We start from the raw sequence: 14,945 nt of genomic DNA, 5'->3' as shown, positions 1-14,945 counted from the left end.
AGCGAAGAGGTCACACCCGTTCCCATTCCGAACACGGCAGTTAAGCTCTTCAGCGCCGATGGTAGTTGGGGGTTTCCCCCTGTGAGAGTAGGACGTCGCCAAGCTTGTATTGTTCCGCAGTAGCTCAGTGGTAGAGCATTCGGCTGTTAACCGAACGGTCGTAGGTTCGAGTCCTACCTGCGGAGCCATATTGGAGAGCTGTCCGAGTGGCCGAAGGAGCACGATTGGAAATCGTGTAGACGGGTAACCCTGTCTCAAGGGTTCAAATCCCTTGCTCTCCGCCATTTAATACCTGGCCCGTTGGTCAAGCGGTTAAGACACCGCCCTTTCACGGCGGTAACACGGGTTCGATTCCCGTACGGGTCACCATTTCGATAACTTATTGGAGGATTAGCTCAGCTGGGAGAGCATCTGCCTTACAAGCAGAGGGTCGGCGGTTCGATCCCGTCATCCTCCACCATTTCTTTTAAAAAGCATCAAGTTGTTTCTTTATGAATGGAACACTTAACACGAAAACTTGAGGCATATAGTAACATTATTATTATCGCGGGGTGGAGCAGTCCGGTAGCTCGTCGGGCTCATAACCCGAAGGTCGCAGGTTCAAATCCTGTCCCCGCAATCTATGGTCCCGTGGTGTAGCGGTTAACATGCCTGCCTGTCACGCAGGAGATCGCGGGTTCGATTCCCGTCGGGACCGCCATTTTTAATTGTTTGGCTCAGTAGCTCAGTCGGTAGAGCAAAGGACTGAAAATCCTTGTGTCGGCGGTTCGATTCCGTCCTGAGCCACCATAGTAGTGCCGGTGTAGCTCAACTGGTAGAGCAACTGACTTGTAATCAGTAGGTTGGGGGTTCAAGTCCTCTTGCCGGCACCATGTTTCATCCGTGGAGGGGTAGCGAAGTGGCTAAACGCGGCGGACTGTAAATCCGCTCCTTCGGGTTCGGCAGTTCGAATCTGCCCCCCTCCACCATCTTACAGGGGTATAGTTTAAAGGTAGAACAGAGGTCTCCAAAACCTCCGGTGTGGGTTCGAGTCCTACTACCCCTGCCAATTTTATTGTTATGGCGATTGTGGCGAAGTGGTTAACGCACCTGATTGTGGTTCAGGCATTCGTGGGTTCGATTCCCATCAGTCGCCCCATTTTCAATAAAATGATGGTATAATGAATATAACATTAATGGGCTATAGCCAAGCGGTAAGGCAACGGATTTTGATTCCGTCATGCGAAGGTTCGATCCCTTCTAGCCCAGCCATATGCGAAAGTAGTTCAGTGGTAGAATACAACCTTGCCAAGGTTGGGGTCGCGGGTTCGAATCCCGTCTTTCGCTCCAAAAATGTTGGCGGCATAGCCAAGCGGTAAGGCAGAGGTCTGCAAAACCTTTATCACCGGTTCAATTCCGGTTGCCGCCTCCAACAAATTTTGCCCGAGTGGTGGAATGGCAGACACGCTGCACTCAAAATGCAGTGCCGCAAGGCGTGCCGGTTCGACCCCGGCCTCGGGTATCATACGGTCGAAGATATGTCATACAAAAAAGATCTCAACTTAACTGTTGAGGTCTTTTTTGTATTTAATAAACATGAGATTTAGATTATACGTCAGAAAGGATGTGAAATACGTCCATTCTCAATTCAGGTTATGCATTCTTCAATTACTTCAGACCGTTCCCCTTACTTGTGATTTACTATGTAATTGGATTATCAAAGATTTGAACCAAAACGTTTTTATATCCGTTTAACAAAGCATTAAAAGCAATACTCTTAGTAAACGATACTTATTGAATTAGGCTGAAACCTTAGGTGGTTTGCCCTGAAATTTTCTAATAGGCGTTCTTACCCGTTATCCTGTAATATTATTACTAGAAGTAAAACAGGGGGTTTTTGGGTATGGGGATTTCTTTAAGGACTAACATAAGCACTCAAACATTGGATGAAACATCCGTTTTAGCTGCACTGGAGTCAAATTTAGCAATGATAGAATTCAATCTAAATGGAGAAGTAATCTGGGTAAATGAAAACTTTGCAATGATCTTGGGATATACAATTGACGAAATGAAAAATATGCAGCATCACCAGTTTTGTACAACGGAATTCAGGAATACCCGAGAATATGAATCATTATGGGTTAACCTCAAAAAAGGAAAAAGGTTTCAAGAAATAATTCAAAGGATCGGTAAAACAGGGGATCTATTTTGGCTCGAAGCTACCTATATACCCATCCTAAATGAAGAAGGTAAAGTTCATGCTGTTCTTAAAATCGCAACAGATATTACAGAGCGTGAAAATAACACAATAAAAATCATTTCTCAGCTAAAAGATATGCCTGAAAAATTAGTAAATATAGTTGTTGAGAATTCCAATGAGAAAATTCAAGCAGTGGAGTCACTAAAAAAACAAACGGGTTTAATAAGTGATGTATTCAAAATCATACAAACCATCTCTTTCCAAACAAATGTATTGGCCTTAAATGCAGCGATCGAAGCAGCTCGAGTAGGGGAACAAGGTCGAGGTTTTAAGTTGTTGCGGACGAAGTTAGAAGATTAGCAGGAAATGTTGATAAAGCCATAAAAAATATAAATTCCAATGTAGAAAATATTACTTTAGACGTAGAGAAGGTTAGTGAAATAACAGAAGATTTACAAAAAATAATCATAGACACTCAATCCATATTCAATAAGACGATTGAAAAGTTAGAAGGGATGACTAAATAAACGAGGAAGAAATATATTCGCCAGCGATTATTCGAGAAATCTAAACGAGAATGCTAGGTTTACTGAGTTTAATATTCGAAATTTTTGAAAAATGGTGGATTAAAAGAAAAGTAGGGAAATAACTACGAACCAACCTCCGATATAGGAATCTCGGAGGTTGATTTTTTTTAGCTGTAAAGATTTGGGGTTAAGCGGATTGGATTTCTTATAATTCAAATGAAGATCATGGAGTCCTATCAACATACTGAGAAGAAACAAATATCTGATAGGCTCGTGCTATCACTTATTTCTTATTAATTAACTTACTGGCTTCGCCTTGCTGATTTACGGGAATATCTTTTCCGACTGTGACACGTCGTACAACGCGTTGGTCTTCGTAGTCTGCTATTGCGTAATGTTGAGTGGCCAAGTTATCCCAGATTACGACATCCCCTTCAGTCCACTGCCAGCGTACGGTATTTTCCAAGCGCGTGACGTAAGAATCAAAGATGCTTAGTAGTCTTTCGGATTCGCTTGTGGAATAGCCTTCGATCCTGCCTGCAAATCCTCCTAGTAACAGATGTTTTTTACCTGTTTCGGAGTGCACATGAACTACGGGATGTCTTGTTTTATAAACGGTCGATGCAAATACGGCACGATAGTTCTTTTTCACTTCATCATCAATCGTTTCACTTGGTTTGAATTGTGCATAATCATATTCATTTGTATGAATACCCCATGCTTCATCTGCAAGCTTTTGCAAACCTACCGGAAGGTCTTCATATGCTTGATTCGTATTCGCCCAAACCGTGTCTCCACCCACATTTGGAATGGTGACGCCTCTTAGAATGGAGTATTTGGGAACTTCGGGAACGAACGTGACGTCAGTATGCCAATGGTTGGCTTTGGCACCTTGTTCCGAATCGAGCTCGAAGATATAGTTGGTATTGTCTTTTACGGGTACGGTTGGATGAGCGTAGGGTTCACCCAATAGACTGGAAAATGCTTCTTGGCCTGCATCGTCTAAGTGATGTTGCCCTCTGAAGAAAACCACTTTATGCTCGTTCAGTGCTTGCTTGATTTCGTTAAAAATAGCCGGGTCCAGGTCTCCGCTTAATTGAACACCTTGAATCTCCGCTCCGATTCTTCCTGCTACTGGTACCACTTTCACTTGTTTTGTCTTAACTTCAGTCATACTATATTCCTCCTCAATTTTTGAAATGAATGTCTCCTTGATATAACCTTATCAAATAAAAATATGGTAAAGTGGGGGGACCACTGGAAAACCCACTCCGCTTTATCGCTGCATGATGTTTCAGAAAAATCCACTTTGAAAAATTTCTTTTTTCTTTCCACTAACTAGAAGTCCCGTTTTTTAGATAGGTTGATTTTCTAGTGAGGTTTCACTGACATTTACAATACATCCCACTAATACTAATCGAGAGACCGTACTTTTTTAACTGGTACTATTCCTTCAATAAGTCCCCTCCTTGTTTTAAATTATACTTTACCTACTTGAATAGTCGACTTTTAAGACGTAAGAAACAAAAAAGAGATCCAACAAAGAGTTTCCTCTTGTTGAATCTCTGGTAGACCAGTTGATTCCAAACGTCTAACTATATGGTCTATTCTGGAAAGTGGTTTGTGTATGAATGCATCTTACCAATGATTGGATGAGTTTGTCAATGACTTTTATATTATTCTTATAGTTTTAGTTGGAATAAAAGGCAAGATCATTTTAACGTCCAATAGAAAAGGATGACCTTATGATAGCGGGTCATCCTTTGTACCTATAGTATCAATACACTCATCCCTTATATACAGGGAAATAAATAATAAAGGAAGTTCCTTTATTCACTTGGCTTTCAACGACGATTTTCCCCTTGTACTTTTGGGCAATGGTATAGCAGACTGTCAGACCGATACCGGTTCCTCTATCTTTCAGTGAATAAAAGGGGGTGCCGATTATTTCAAGCTGCTCTTTGGATAGCCCGACGCCTGTGTCGGTTATTTTGATTTTTGCCATGTCTCGTTCCTGACTGGTCTCGACGATGATAAATCCTGGATTGTTCATGGATTCAATGCCATTTTTCATAATGTTGACCAGTAGTTGCTTGAGCTCAATGGGATTGATCTTTATGAGTAAATCTTCCTTGAATTGTAGTTGGAATCCTATATTACGATTGTTTGCAAAGCTGGTCAAAAGGTCAGAGGTCTTCTGGATTTCCTGATTCAGCTGGATGACCTCAATATTATCGGTATGGGGTTTTGCCAATGATAGATAGTCATTGATAATGACCTGTGTGAATTCCAGTTCGGTAAGCATCGTTTGTACGTAGAATTTTTCCGTTTTGCTCAATTCCTTTTCTTGATCCAATAGCTGGGCAAATCCCTTTACGACCGTAATTGGGTTTCGAATCTCGTGGGCGATGGTGGCAGCAAGCTGACCGACCGAATCCAATTGCTTGGCTTGTTGTAATTCGGTATGAAAGGCATTTATGGAGTTCATCCTGTTGTTCGTACTGATGAACACAAAGGCCAAGATGATCTGGATTGCGATGAAATTCAAGATGTTTCCGAAACTATCAAGCGAGACGTACTCATATGTATATTGTAAATCTGTATGAGAAATAAGATGGATGGAAATTGGACCAAGTATGGCATTTGATGCAGCTACAATGTAAAATCCGATTTTATCAAATAAAAATATGGGGATTAAGGGTGCCATGGCAAACATGGCCATCATGATGGCGGTATCTGGATACAACCAGAATTTCAGGTAAAGGTAAATCGTCATGAGAAGAATGAAAATCGTTTTCCATTTGTTTTCGTCTTTTTTTATGAAAAAAAACAAAGAGAGTATGATGCTGGATATCAGGATAACTTGTATAGACATATCGATAGGGTCATGTTTCCAGCTTATTGGCGATACGGAAATGCCCACCACTAGTAATAAAGACAACACAATCATGAAACTCTTAAGAATGAATCGTTGTTGGTTTTGAAAATACTGATGGTTTTTTAACATACATCACCTTATTCTAAAAATTCTATTTAATTAATAGTAATCTTTTCCTGGTTCTTTGTAAATCAGAAAAGATAGGGTGTGTGTTCAGCTTTTGATTTCCTGTCTATTACTAGAGTATGAAAGGCAGGTCTGTAAGGAAGTTGTTAGGCGGCAATAGGAATAGGTAGGAATGTATGCCCTGATTGAATCGTGGAAGTTTATTTTTTTTACAAAATTTTCTTTGAAAATTTGCAAATGGGGACATATTAGTAAGATGGATGGGTATAAAAAAAGTAATAAGAATCCATTAGGAGGTTGAATATGAAGGCGGTAACTTTTCAAGGTGCAAAGGATATAAAAGTAAAAGAAGTGGAGGATCCGAAATTACAGCAGAAGGATGATATCATCGTACGGGTGACATCGACGGCGATTTGTGGGTCCGATCTTCATATTTATCAGGGAGCGCTCCCGACACATAAGGATTACGTCATTGGCCATGAGCCGATGGGAATCGTGGAGGAAGTCGGACCGGAAGTCACGAAGGTAAAGAAAGGGGACAGGGTCGTCCTTCCTTTCAATATTTCGTGTGGACATTGTTATTATTGTGAACATGATATGGAAAGCCAATGTGACAATTCGAACCGTAATGAAGAAATCGATACGGGTGGATATTTCGGCTTTACGGAACGTTATGGGAACTATCCAGGCGGACAGGCTGAATATTTGCGGGTACCCGAAAAATGTACTGTTATTAAGAAAGAATCGCTTCGAAGGGAGATTGAATAGACGCGTCAGGGGGAGAAAATGTTATATAATAATAGCAAAAGCAAGGGGGAGAGTGCATGATAGTGAATACTGTAGCAGAATTATGTGCAGAAGTTGAGAAGGTGTACCAGCCGTTACATGTTACATTAACGATTGATATCCTAGATAAGAGATTCGGTCCTGTAAAGGCGGAAGCGGAGATTACTGTTTGCCCCGTTGAATCCAAGGGGTATTTCGAGATCCTGGTTGAGGAACTTGAATCGGAGCATATCTATGCTGCTGAAAATGGGTCCATTTATGGCAGCTTTGGCATTGACCAAAGTATCCAGGTTTATGATGAGGTATTGAACACGGTTCCATTCGATGCATTAATCGGAACGGGAAACTGGAAAGAAAAGATGGATTCATATTTGGCGGAAGATACATTAAAGAGTCAACTTGAAACCGTGCTGAAGAATTACCAGTTCAGCGATATGAGCGGGAAATATAAATTCAGAAAAATATGCACGATAACGGACTTTCACCTTGAAAAGTGAACAAAATAATAGAGAAGGCGATGTCGCCTTCTCTTTATTCTTTAATTAATTTAAATCCATTGGTATCCAGGATATATTGAATGCCTTGCCTAAAGGAATTGAAGGGACGAAAATCGATATCTATCCGAGTTCGGAGGATCGACTGAGCAAGTTTTGGTCCGATGCCGACCACGACGGGTTCCACACCCATTAAGGACAGGGCCTTGAATATTTTATTGATACCATCCAATTCGAACATATCAAAGTCATGTTTAAACGAAGTGAAATCCAGGATGATATACTCGATTTGGTGATCTCTACAATAGTTCAGGATTTTAGATTGAATCGTTTCTAAACGGTCGGGCGTCATTTTTCCTATGATAGGCACTAAAGCCGTTGAATCGTGGACGGTTGGGATTATCGGCGTATCGATTTCCATAAGCAGTTTTTTGCCTTCCTTGATCGTTTCCTCATATTCCGTTACATCTTGCCATGAGAGGATAAAGCCTGTTCGCTTTCCACTTTCATTCAGTATTTCATCCACCATGATATTGGCACTGAATTTTTTGAAAAGAACGATTTGTGCCGAGTGTGGAAAAGGACCATCCCGAAGTATTTTTTCCTGTCGTTCCCCGTGAAAGGAACTGACGTTTAGTCCAATGAAATCATCGGGATTTGTTATTCTCACATAGGGACCGATGGTTACTAAAAGATCCCTCGCATATTGGTTAAACCAAACAATGGTATGGTCGGAATCCGTTAAAAAGATGTTTTCTTCTATTTTATCCAACAGTTGGTACGTGTTGACGTTATTTAATATATCTGACATGGAGATACCCCTTTATGCGATTTCTTATGATGCTCGCTCGCCAAAAATCGTAACAGATTGAGATGGATCTGTCTATTCTTTATCATATGTTAGCGAGAATGAATAAAGGGTAGTAAAAAGGTATAGGAGTTAAAGCCAATCCCCATGCCAAACTACATCATTTATAAACCGACCCCGGGATTTTTATGGATGGGTTTCCGGAAGAATAGGGAGCTACTTCGTATTCCTGGAATATTAGATAAATTCCGTCTTTAGTGTAATAAAACTGGGAATGTTTGTTTACGGGAACATCACTTTGTTTATCGACAAAAAAGTCTTCATGTTTGCTCATGTATTTGTAAGCGTACTTCTGTACTTTCTTATATTTCTGTTTCGATGTGAGGATGTCGGCAATTTTCATTTGCTTGCCGGAAGATATTTTGAAATTATATGATGTTACAGCGCCGATTCCGTGTGCCCCGCCCTCATATACATAATTGTAGAGCAGGATACTTAGCTTTCCGTCTTGGTTGTACTTCACTTTATATTGGGTCGCATACATATAGTTACACGTTTTCCCATTGCACCACTCTTCATTTTTATCTTCCTTATTCGCTTGTTTCACTTTTAAATAGGATGTATAAGCTTCTTTGGCATGTTTAGTGAATGTTCGGTTGATTTTTTCCTGGGCTGTTTTACTTTTTAGTCCGGATACTTGAGGATACGATAAGTCACTGATACTTTTATACTTCTTCTTGGTAATCTTCACGGGGCTGAACGCTAAATATTTAGTGGATACGTAGGATTTTTTGTCTTTGTAACGAATTTCCGACCATCCCGATTTGGTTCTGGAATAGACGGTCACTGATTTTCCTTTCTTTAGGGAGCCGACTTTTTTATAGTTGGTCCCAGGACCGCTCCTGACGGTCAAATCACTGTTCTTCGTATTGACCAAGGCATTTTCGGTAGTGGCAGCGGAAGCAGAGTCAGTTGATAGCAGAAAGTATGAAAAAGTTGAAAAAGCTAGTATGGTAGCGAGGACGATTTTTGAGAGGTTTTTGATTGGCCACATGCGCATTCCTCCTAGTGTTATATTTTTACAGTTCTATTATATAAGGGTATTGATTAACTAGATAGTGTTATTTACGTATCAATTATATTACACAGATAATGAGGGGAATAGGATGAAAATTGGACTTGTACGACATTTTAAGGTCAATCATGATTTTCCAACCGGAAAGTATGTGACGGCCGATTTCATGGACCAATGGTTCAAGGATTATGATGAAGCGGATATTGTTTATGGGGAAACTCCACTATTGGACGTGGAGTGGAAGGCTTGCTACACAAGCGATATGTCGAGGGCAGTGAAGACGGCCGAGCATATTTATCCCGATAAAATCATTCAAATGAAGGAACTGCGTGAAATTCCTTCGCCCCCTCTTAAAGGGAAAGTGAAACTGCCCTTCATTCTATGGGCCATCTGGATTCGGTGCTCCTCATTCTTGAACAAGCAAACGAGACTGGAAATCAAGAAAGCTGAAAAGCGGATCAATCAAGCACTGGATCAAATCTTGGCAAATGGGGAGCAAGATACCCTGATCGTGAGTCATGCGGCTCTCATGGTGTATATAAGGAAAGAGTTGATCCGAAGGGGGTTCTCTGGTCCGAAGTATGCAGTCGCCAGCAATGGGAGGTTATATATGTTCGAAAAGGTCCCCTTTCCTAAATAAGTGAAAAATAGTTTGTAAGGGGCCATAATGATAGTGGTATGGGTGGTTTGTATCCGTGTAAGTAATGCGAAAATCTTTTTATTATTCCAGAAAAAGATGTAGGTAATTTCCCCAATAGTTATTCTTTTTCCAACCGTTGTGGTTTATTATTGTAATAGTGCAATTTTTTCGAATATAACGAATGGAAAAGAGGGTGAACGTCTTGGTGAAAGCTATATTTTTTGATTTGGATGATACATTACTCTGGGATCAGAAAAGTGTGAAAGAAGCTTTTGTAGCAACATGTGAAGTGGCAAAGGCGAAGTATGACGTAAATATTGGCGAGTTTGAGGAAGCGGTACGCAAGGAAGCACGTGAGCTTTATTCTTCTTATGATACATACGAGTTTACAAAAATGATTGGAATCAATCCTTTCGAAGGGCTTTGGGGAGATTTTCAGGATGACCATGATGAGTTCCGGAAAATGGCCAAGATTGTGCCGATATACCGGAAAGAGGCATGGACAAGAGGGTTGAAGGCCCTAGGAATTGATGATCCGGCATTCGGGGCGGAACTTGCAGAACGCTTTCCGGCTGAGAGACGGAAAAAGCCGTTCATCTATGAAGAGTCCTTCTGTGTGTTGGATGAGTTAAAAGGAAAGTACAAATTGTTATTGCTGACGAATGGTTCACCCCAGCTTCAAAATACGAAGCTTGAAATCACGCCTGAACTTGTTCCATATTTTGATCAGATTGTCATTTCCGGAGCGTTTGGACGCGGAAAACCGGATGCTTCCATTTTTGAGCATGCACTTGAACTCATGAATCTTGATAAGGATGAAGTGCTCATGGTCGGTGATAATTTAATGACGGATATTCTTGGTGCCACACGTGCCGGCATTCAGTCGGTATGGATCAATCGTCATGACAAGGAACGGAATGAAGTCATCCCTACCTATGAAATCAAACATCTAGAAGAACTATATCCTATTCTTGAGGGGTTAAAAGAATAAAACAGAAATCCCCCTTTATCCGGGGGATTCATTTTATTTCGTTTTATTAAAATGGAGGGGTGGTGGGACCAACCATCCTTTTTTCTTGTTCAAATGAAGGAATTTGGCACCCATAGCTGCATGTTCAGCATGGAATTGTTCGAACATCCCTGCAATATCCTCCCGTATGGATTGGGCTATCATATTGCTGCAAGCTATTAAACCGGCTGCAATATCCATGGATATGGAAGCGGCGATTTCCGGGTCCTGAAAGCGGGCGCCAACGGGGATTTCATCAATATCGACTTTTGATCGATCAGGTGGCGTTGGCGGTAATCCGATACCATTTTCCTTCAATAGTGCTTCCACTTCGGCGATTTCCTGTTTCCCTCGTTCGATTTTTTCTTAAATCAATTTACGCAGATCTTCATCACCAGCATGGTTGAGCAAGGTTTGATGACAAGCGACACAGCCCTTTGTCGTTACTAAATAGGTCCACGTTCCAAATACTTCTCCATAGTGCATCGGTTCTTCTTTTGGATTTCCACTTAATATTCCCATCGTCAACCTCCTTATGAAATAGGCAATCATATTGTAATGTACCCCGATATCAAACCGTTATTCATCGCAACGAAGAACGATATATCAATGAGAAATTTGGTCAATGGAAGGGAACAGGCATGAATATTCCCTATCGGTTTACCCATACTAATATTGGTTCCAACATCATACAAGGAGGGGATGTAAGTGCAAAATCAAAATCAACAACAGGGTCAAACACATCAAAATATGCAAACAGGCGCGGTACCTCCGCAAATGAATCATGGTGGTCATGAACTATTTGATGCACACGAAGTGCTAGCGGGGACGATTAGTGTTTTGGATACCTATATGTTGCTCCGTCAACATGTACAGGACCCAGAATTATTGGATATCCTTGATCGTCAATATCAGTTCATCCAACAGGAATATAATACTTCCTTAGAGGCTTTCCAGACGGGGCAAAAACCTTCCGTCCCAACCCAAACCTACAATATGAATCAAGGCAATGATTTTATTTATGGCCTAAAACCATCGAAGCCGAAGAAACCTTACCAATCGGTGTCAGAGATTAATGATCAAGGAATTTCGGGCTTGATGCTAGGGGCTTTGAAATCCAGTGCAACGTTAAAAGCCATGTCCGCACTTGAGATGACAAATCCAGTACTGCGTCGGGTCATCGCTGATTCCGTTCCGAATTGCATAGAGATGGCCTATGAGATTTCGCTTTATCAAAACAAACATCATTATTACCAAGTACCACAGCTTCAACAGCAGGATATGCAACAAATGATAAACTCATTTGCTCCTGCAAGCGGGAATCCAACCAATACCAACAACAATATGACCCATTGATCGGACCATAATCATTAAAGAAGGCGAGCATGCAATATGCTCGCCTTTCCTTGTTTCGATTGTTATTGTTTGAGCTGGTTCAAATCATCAATGCACGTTTGGATGAGCGTGACTGCCTGGCTCATCGCTGCACCACCACCAAATGCAACGGTTACGCCTATTGTTTCAAGTATTTCCTGTTCCGAGCAACCTTGATCGAGGCAGCCTTTCGTATGATAGATTATGCAATATTCATCCTGGGAATATAAGCTTATCCCTAAAGCTATCAGTTGTTTCTGCTTCTTCGATAAGGTGCCTTCTTTAAAGCATTCTTCCGTTAAAGAATTGAACTTTGTTGCAAGTTCAGGCATCTTTTCCGTAAAAGAGCCAATTCCAGCTTTATATTCATGAAGAGCGGCTTCTGTCGTGTTCTTCGTTTCATATTCCAAGTTCCATTCAGCTCCATCCCTAATATTCTTTTCCTAGAAATTAGTATGAGCCAAATAGGGATGATTAAACATAAAATCATAGGGATTAAAATTCCGTATTTAGCGGCGGACGGGGTCTGGCGGTTTTATACCATTGAAAGCAAAGCAAACCAATGAGTACGAGGTCGATGGCATCCCCGGCATAGTACATGAGGACGGCTCCGGATTCCGCCTGGTGAGACATGACCCCGATTGGAGGGTTTGCATAGATGTACTTGGATAGGATTCCATGACCGGCTAAAGCAAGGACGAAGATAATGCATCGGAATACGAAACTGAACCGGTGCGGGGCCGGATCGATATAAACCATGGAAGCCGTGAAAAGATAGCCGGCAAGGAATACATGGATATGCACCAACAGATAGAGAGAGGCATGTTGATGCATGGCCGCATACAATTCCGTCGTATAAAGCACCCAAAGCCCTCCGATATTCAAGGTGGACGCTGTGATGGGGTTACTCAAAATGCGTACTGGCCAGGTTTTCAACAGACGTGAAAGACGCCTTGCGTGAGGTACTTTTAATGTGCGGAGCAGAAGAGTCATGGGTGCTGCAAGGACCATCAGCAGTGGAGCAAGCATGCCAAGGAGCAAATGGCTGATCATATGTGCGGTGAAACTAATATGACTCCGGTCTGCTATGGGTCCAATCACTGAAGCGGCAGCACAAGTCACTCCGAACACCCAAAAGAACATTCGGTAAAGTGGCCACTTTTTATGCTTCCGGTTGGAAAGGATCATCGCTGCTATATATAGGACTAAAATGATGGCGAGTAGAATCACCAGAGGGAGTCCGGTAGAAGGCCCACTAGTGATATGGTGGATATGTTCATCCTTTGTCATGATGATTTAGATTCTTTCGCTCTTATTATCGTGCTTCGTCTTGTTCGATAGATAAGGTAGACACCGACTACAATCAATGCCGCAGCAATTATATTCCAAATCATATCGTACGGGAGGATATCCACATCATAACGAATTTGATGCAGCCTCATCAGCTTATGTTGGATGATCCCGTCATATAATTGGAAGCCACCAGCCCCTAGAAATACACCGCCTTGCCATCTTTTCAACCATAAGGCATTCCGCCTGCGAAGGTCAGCGAACATGAATAAAGAACCGATGGTCGCAAACCAGCTCAAAGCATGAAATAAACCATCAGAAACGAGTCCGATATTGGTCGTCGACTTATCATAAAAATGATGCCAATGCAGGAGTTGATGAAAGACCATTTCATCTATGAATGCGACAAGGCCGATGCCGAATAAGATGCCCGACCAAAGATTGCGGGACGAGTAGATATAGCGATTTTCCGACATGGATTTATTTTTATGGTGCCGTGGTCTAACGTCCATATATGTATCCTCCTTCAATGAATCGTAGGTATACTATACCGTGAATCCTCTCAGTTTTTTTGAAACTATAAGTCCCCCCTACAGTTAAGTATCTTCCATATATTGATAATATCCATTGTTTCTACTATACCACCCGAAGGACAAAATGAACCTCTTATTCAACCAGTATTCACAAATTTTTTTGTGAAGATTTTTGTGGTTTTGGGGCAGGAAATCCGGGTAATAAAATAAACGTGACAGTAATTAGTAACCTTCCATTCGGAAAAAGGAAGGGACGATGTCAACCTAACAGCAAAGAAAGATTCATAAAATAGCACGGATGAAAACTCTAGAAAATTAAAGGAGGAATCATTATGTTTCGTCATCAAAAAGAATTGCAATTTGAAGTGAAACCAGATCGTCCGGATCCTATGCTTGCCCGTCAAATCCAAGAGGTATTGGGTGGACAGTTCGGGGAAATGACAGTCATGATGCAATATTTATTCCAAGGCTTTAACTGTCGTGGAGAAGAAAAGTATAAGGACATGTTGATGGACATTGGTACGGAGGAAATTGGACACGTTGAAATGCTTTGTTCCTTGATTAGTCAATTGCTGGATGGAGCTTCACCCGAAGATCAAGCAGAAGCAGCCAAAGACCCGGTAACAGCAGCCATCATGGGCGGCATCAATCCACAGCATCTGCTTGTAAGCGGACTTGGAGGACTGCCAACGAACTCAAATGGTGTTCCTTGGAACGGTTCCTACATCGTAGCGAGTGGTAATTTATTAGCGGACATGCGTTCAAACCTGCATGCTGAGAGTCAAGGACGTTTGCAGGTAGCGCGTTTGTACCATATGACAAAAGATGAAGGTGTACGTGCGACCTTCCGTAAAATGCTTGCACGCGACCGTTATCACCAATATCAATGGATGGCGGCCATTGCAGAGTTAGAAGAGAAAAATGGTGTGGTCGTGCCGGCTTCCTTCCCACCTGAAGCCGAATTGGAATCACAGAAGGAAGCCTATGAATTCTGGAACCTTTCAGAAGGACAAGAATCAGCAGAAGGTCTATGGGCGACAGGAAGCGCTCCGGATGGAACAGGAGATTTTGTCTATGTAGCCGAGCCCGTTGCAAAAGGTCAAATCCCTAATCCAAAGGTTCCCGCTACTCAATTGCATCATGATCTGGATGGTAAGGCCGTATTGAAATAAGACCTTTTAATTATCAGGTTTTGTAACCTGTCCCTCGGGGGGCAGGTTTTTTCT

The 14,945-nt window shown here is 41.7% G+C and carries 13 protein-coding genes, 15 tRNA genes, 1 rRNA gene and 2 pseudogenes; 23 read left to right on the top strand and 8 right to left on the bottom strand.

The window, feature by feature from the left end:
- The 17 genes and pseudogenes from rrf to ACQKL0_RS13805 form a co-directional block, all read left to right on the top strand.
- Nucleotides 1-104: ribosomal RNA gene (gene rrf, locus ACQKL0_RS13885) — 5S ribosomal RNA — on the top strand; the annotation flags it as partial.
- A gap of 9 nt (nt 105-113) precedes the next feature.
- Nucleotides 114-188: transfer RNA gene (locus ACQKL0_RS13880), tRNA-Asn, on the top strand.
- A 4-nt stretch (nt 189-192) separates the two neighbouring features.
- Nucleotides 193-284, top strand: a tRNA-Ser gene (locus tag ACQKL0_RS13875).
- Between the two features lie 10 nt (nt 285-294).
- Nucleotides 295-369, top strand: a tRNA-Glu gene (locus ACQKL0_RS13870).
- 15 nt (nt 370-384) lie between these two features.
- Nucleotides 385-460 (top strand) — tRNA-Val (locus tag ACQKL0_RS13865).
- Nucleotides 461-545: 85 nt separating this feature from the next.
- Nucleotides 546-619, top strand: a tRNA-Met gene (locus tag ACQKL0_RS13860).
- Between the two features lie 5 nt (nt 620-624).
- Nucleotides 625-700: transfer RNA gene (locus tag ACQKL0_RS13855), tRNA-Asp, on the top strand.
- Nucleotides 701-713: 13 nt separating this feature from the next.
- Nucleotides 714-789: transfer RNA gene (locus ACQKL0_RS13850), tRNA-Phe, on the top strand.
- Between the two features lie 7 nt (nt 790-796).
- Nucleotides 797-872 (top strand) — tRNA-Thr (locus tag ACQKL0_RS13845).
- A gap of 12 nt (nt 873-884) precedes the next feature.
- Nucleotides 885-968, top strand: a tRNA-Tyr gene (locus tag ACQKL0_RS13840).
- Nucleotides 969-974: 6 nt separating this feature from the next.
- A tRNA-Trp gene (locus tag ACQKL0_RS13835) sits at nt 975-1,048 on the top strand.
- Between the two features lie 14 nt (nt 1,049-1,062).
- A tRNA-His gene (locus tag ACQKL0_RS13830) sits at nt 1,063-1,138 on the top strand.
- A gap of 38 nt (nt 1,139-1,176) precedes the next feature.
- A tRNA-Gln gene (locus tag ACQKL0_RS13825) sits at nt 1,177-1,251 on the top strand.
- Nucleotides 1,252-1,254: 3 nt separating this feature from the next.
- Nucleotides 1,255-1,329 (top strand) — tRNA-Gly (locus tag ACQKL0_RS13820).
- A gap of 8 nt (nt 1,330-1,337) precedes the next feature.
- Nucleotides 1,338-1,411: transfer RNA gene (locus ACQKL0_RS13815), tRNA-Cys, on the top strand.
- A 9-nt stretch (nt 1,412-1,420) separates the two neighbouring features.
- A tRNA-Leu gene (locus ACQKL0_RS13810) sits at nt 1,421-1,501 on the top strand.
- Between the two features lie 381 nt (nt 1,502-1,882).
- Nucleotides 1,883-2,706, top strand: a pseudogene (locus tag ACQKL0_RS13805) (methyl-accepting chemotaxis protein).
- Between the two features lie 283 nt (nt 2,707-2,989).
- Here the strand turns inward: ACQKL0_RS13805 and ACQKL0_RS13800 are convergent.
- Both ACQKL0_RS13800 and ACQKL0_RS13795 read right to left on the bottom strand, forming a co-directional pair.
- Nucleotides 2,990-3,880, bottom strand: a complete 891-nt coding sequence (locus ACQKL0_RS13800) for a TauD/TfdA dioxygenase family protein (protein ID WP_427688105.1) — start codon at nt 3,878-3,880, stop codon at nt 2,990-2,992.
- A 612-nt stretch (nt 3,881-4,492) separates the two neighbouring features.
- On the bottom strand, nt 4,493-5,713 hold the full coding sequence (locus tag ACQKL0_RS13795; RefSeq protein ID WP_427688103.1) for an ATP-binding protein: 1,221 nt from the start codon (nt 5,711-5,713) through the stop codon (nt 4,493-4,495).
- Nucleotides 5,714-6,013: 300 nt separating this feature from the next.
- Here ACQKL0_RS13795 and ACQKL0_RS13790 point away from each other — a divergent pair, with 300 nt between their 5' ends.
- Nucleotides 6,014-6,478, top strand: a complete 465-nt coding sequence (locus tag ACQKL0_RS13790; protein ID WP_427688101.1) for an alcohol dehydrogenase catalytic domain-containing protein — start codon at nt 6,014-6,016, stop codon at nt 6,476-6,478.
- Between the two features lie 56 nt (nt 6,479-6,534).
- Nucleotides 6,535-6,993: a hypothetical protein gene (locus tag ACQKL0_RS13785; RefSeq protein ID WP_402867469.1), complete on the top strand. Its 459-nt coding sequence runs from the start codon at nt 6,535-6,537 to the stop codon at nt 6,991-6,993.
- A 34-nt stretch (nt 6,994-7,027) separates the two neighbouring features.
- Here the strand turns inward: ACQKL0_RS13785 and ACQKL0_RS13780 are convergent, their stop codons facing one another.
- Entirely contained in the window at nt 7,028-7,801 is a 774-nt protein-coding gene (locus tag ACQKL0_RS13780) for an STAS domain-containing protein (RefSeq protein WP_402955170.1), read from the bottom strand.
- Nucleotides 7,802-7,958: 157 nt separating this feature from the next.
- Nucleotides 7,959-8,852, bottom strand: coding sequence for a PdaC/SigV domain-containing protein (locus tag ACQKL0_RS13775; protein ID WP_427688099.1), 894 nt, complete (start codon nt 8,850-8,852; stop codon nt 7,959-7,961).
- A 112-nt stretch (nt 8,853-8,964) separates the two neighbouring features.
- Here ACQKL0_RS13775 and ACQKL0_RS13770 point away from each other — a divergent pair, with 112 nt between their 5' ends.
- Entirely contained in the window at nt 8,965-9,513 is a 549-nt protein-coding gene (locus ACQKL0_RS13770) for a histidine phosphatase family protein (RefSeq protein WP_402990755.1), read from the top strand.
- A 202-nt stretch (nt 9,514-9,715) separates the two neighbouring features.
- Entirely contained in the window at nt 9,716-10,504 is a 789-nt protein-coding gene (locus tag ACQKL0_RS13765) for an HAD family hydrolase (protein ID WP_427688097.1), read from the top strand.
- A 33-nt stretch (nt 10,505-10,537) separates the two neighbouring features.
- On the opposite strand, the pseudogene ACQKL0_RS13760 reads toward ACQKL0_RS13765, so the two are convergent.
- Nucleotides 10,538-11,044: pseudogene (locus ACQKL0_RS13760) on the bottom strand (DUF3231 family protein).
- Nucleotides 11,045-11,272: 228 nt separating this feature from the next.
- Here ACQKL0_RS13760 and ACQKL0_RS13755 point away from each other — a divergent pair.
- On the top strand, nt 11,273-11,878 hold the full coding sequence (locus ACQKL0_RS13755) for a spore coat protein (protein WP_402868498.1): 606 nt from the start codon (nt 11,273-11,275) through the stop codon (nt 11,876-11,878).
- Nucleotides 11,879-11,940: 62 nt separating this feature from the next.
- Here ACQKL0_RS13755 and ACQKL0_RS13750 read toward each other — a convergent pair whose 3' ends face one another.
- From ACQKL0_RS13750 to ACQKL0_RS13740, 3 genes are all read right to left on the bottom strand, one after another.
- Nucleotides 11,941-12,306 carry a carboxymuconolactone decarboxylase family protein gene (locus tag ACQKL0_RS13750; protein WP_402867474.1) on the bottom strand — a complete coding sequence of 122 codons (366 nt, stop codon included), beginning with the start codon at nt 12,304-12,306 and terminating at the stop codon, nt 11,941-11,943.
- Between the two features lie 85 nt (nt 12,307-12,391).
- Complete coding sequence (locus ACQKL0_RS13745) at nt 12,392-13,186, bottom strand: cytochrome c oxidase assembly protein (RefSeq protein ID WP_427651223.1); 795 nt, start codon at nt 13,184-13,186, stop codon at nt 12,392-12,394.
- Nucleotides 13,183-13,698, bottom strand: a complete 516-nt coding sequence (locus ACQKL0_RS13740; protein ID WP_427688095.1) for a DUF2243 domain-containing protein — start codon at nt 13,696-13,698, stop codon at nt 13,183-13,185. Before ACQKL0_RS13740 ends, ACQKL0_RS13745 begins: the two co-directional genes overlap by 4 nt.
- A 353-nt stretch (nt 13,699-14,051) precedes the next feature.
- Here ACQKL0_RS13740 and ACQKL0_RS13735 point away from each other — a divergent pair, with 353 nt between their 5' ends.
- A complete protein-coding gene (locus tag ACQKL0_RS13735; protein WP_402867477.1) occupies nt 14,052-14,891 on the top strand; it encodes a manganese catalase family protein in 840 nt (279 codons plus the stop codon).
- Nucleotides 14,892-14,945 lie beyond the last annotated feature (54 nt).

The sequence above is a fragment of the Peribacillus sp. NPDC097264 genome (assembly GCF_050277925.1).
Taxonomy (GTDB): Bacteria; Bacillota; Bacilli; order Bacillales; family DSM-1321; genus Peribacillus.
The sequence above is the reverse complement of the archived record's forward strand: the minus strand, read 5'-3'. Positions and strand labels throughout refer to the sequence as shown.

Coding starts and splice junctions, on each gene's coding strand:
- ACQKL0_RS13785 (WP_402867469.1), top strand. CDS start 6,535: ATGATAGTGAATACTGTAGCAGAATTATGTGCAGAAGTTGAGAAGGTG.
- ACQKL0_RS13800 (WP_427688105.1), bottom strand. CDS start 3,880: ATGACTGAAGTTAAGACAAAACAAGTGAAAGTGGTACCAGTAGCAGGA.
- ACQKL0_RS13735 (WP_402867477.1), top strand. CDS start 14,052: ATGTTTCGTCATCAAAAAGAATTGCAATTTGAAGTGAAACCAGATCGT.
- ACQKL0_RS13795 (WP_427688103.1), bottom strand. CDS start 5,713: ATGTTAAAAAACCATCAGTATTTTCAAAACCAACAACGATTCATTCTT.
- ACQKL0_RS13770 (WP_402990755.1), top strand. CDS start 8,965: ATGAAAATTGGACTTGTACGACATTTTAAGGTCAATCATGATTTTCCA.
- ACQKL0_RS13745 (WP_427651223.1), bottom strand. CDS start 13,186: ATGACAAAGGATGAACATATCCACCATATCACTAGTGGGCCTTCTACC.
- ACQKL0_RS13775 (WP_427688099.1), bottom strand. CDS start 8,852: ATGTGGCCAATCAAAAACCTCTCAAAAATCGTCCTCGCTACCATACTA.
- ACQKL0_RS13755 (WP_402868498.1), top strand. CDS start 11,273: ATGCAAACAGGCGCGGTACCTCCGCAAATGAATCATGGTGGTCATGAA.
- ACQKL0_RS13740 (WP_427688095.1), bottom strand. CDS start 13,698: ATGGACGTTAGACCACGGCACCATAAAAATAAATCCATGTCGGAAAAT.
- ACQKL0_RS13790 (WP_427688101.1), top strand. CDS start 6,014: ATGAAGGCGGTAACTTTTCAAGGTGCAAAGGATATAAAAGTAAAAGAA.
- ACQKL0_RS13780 (WP_402955170.1), bottom strand. CDS start 7,801: ATGTCAGATATATTAAATAACGTCAACACGTACCAACTGTTGGATAAA.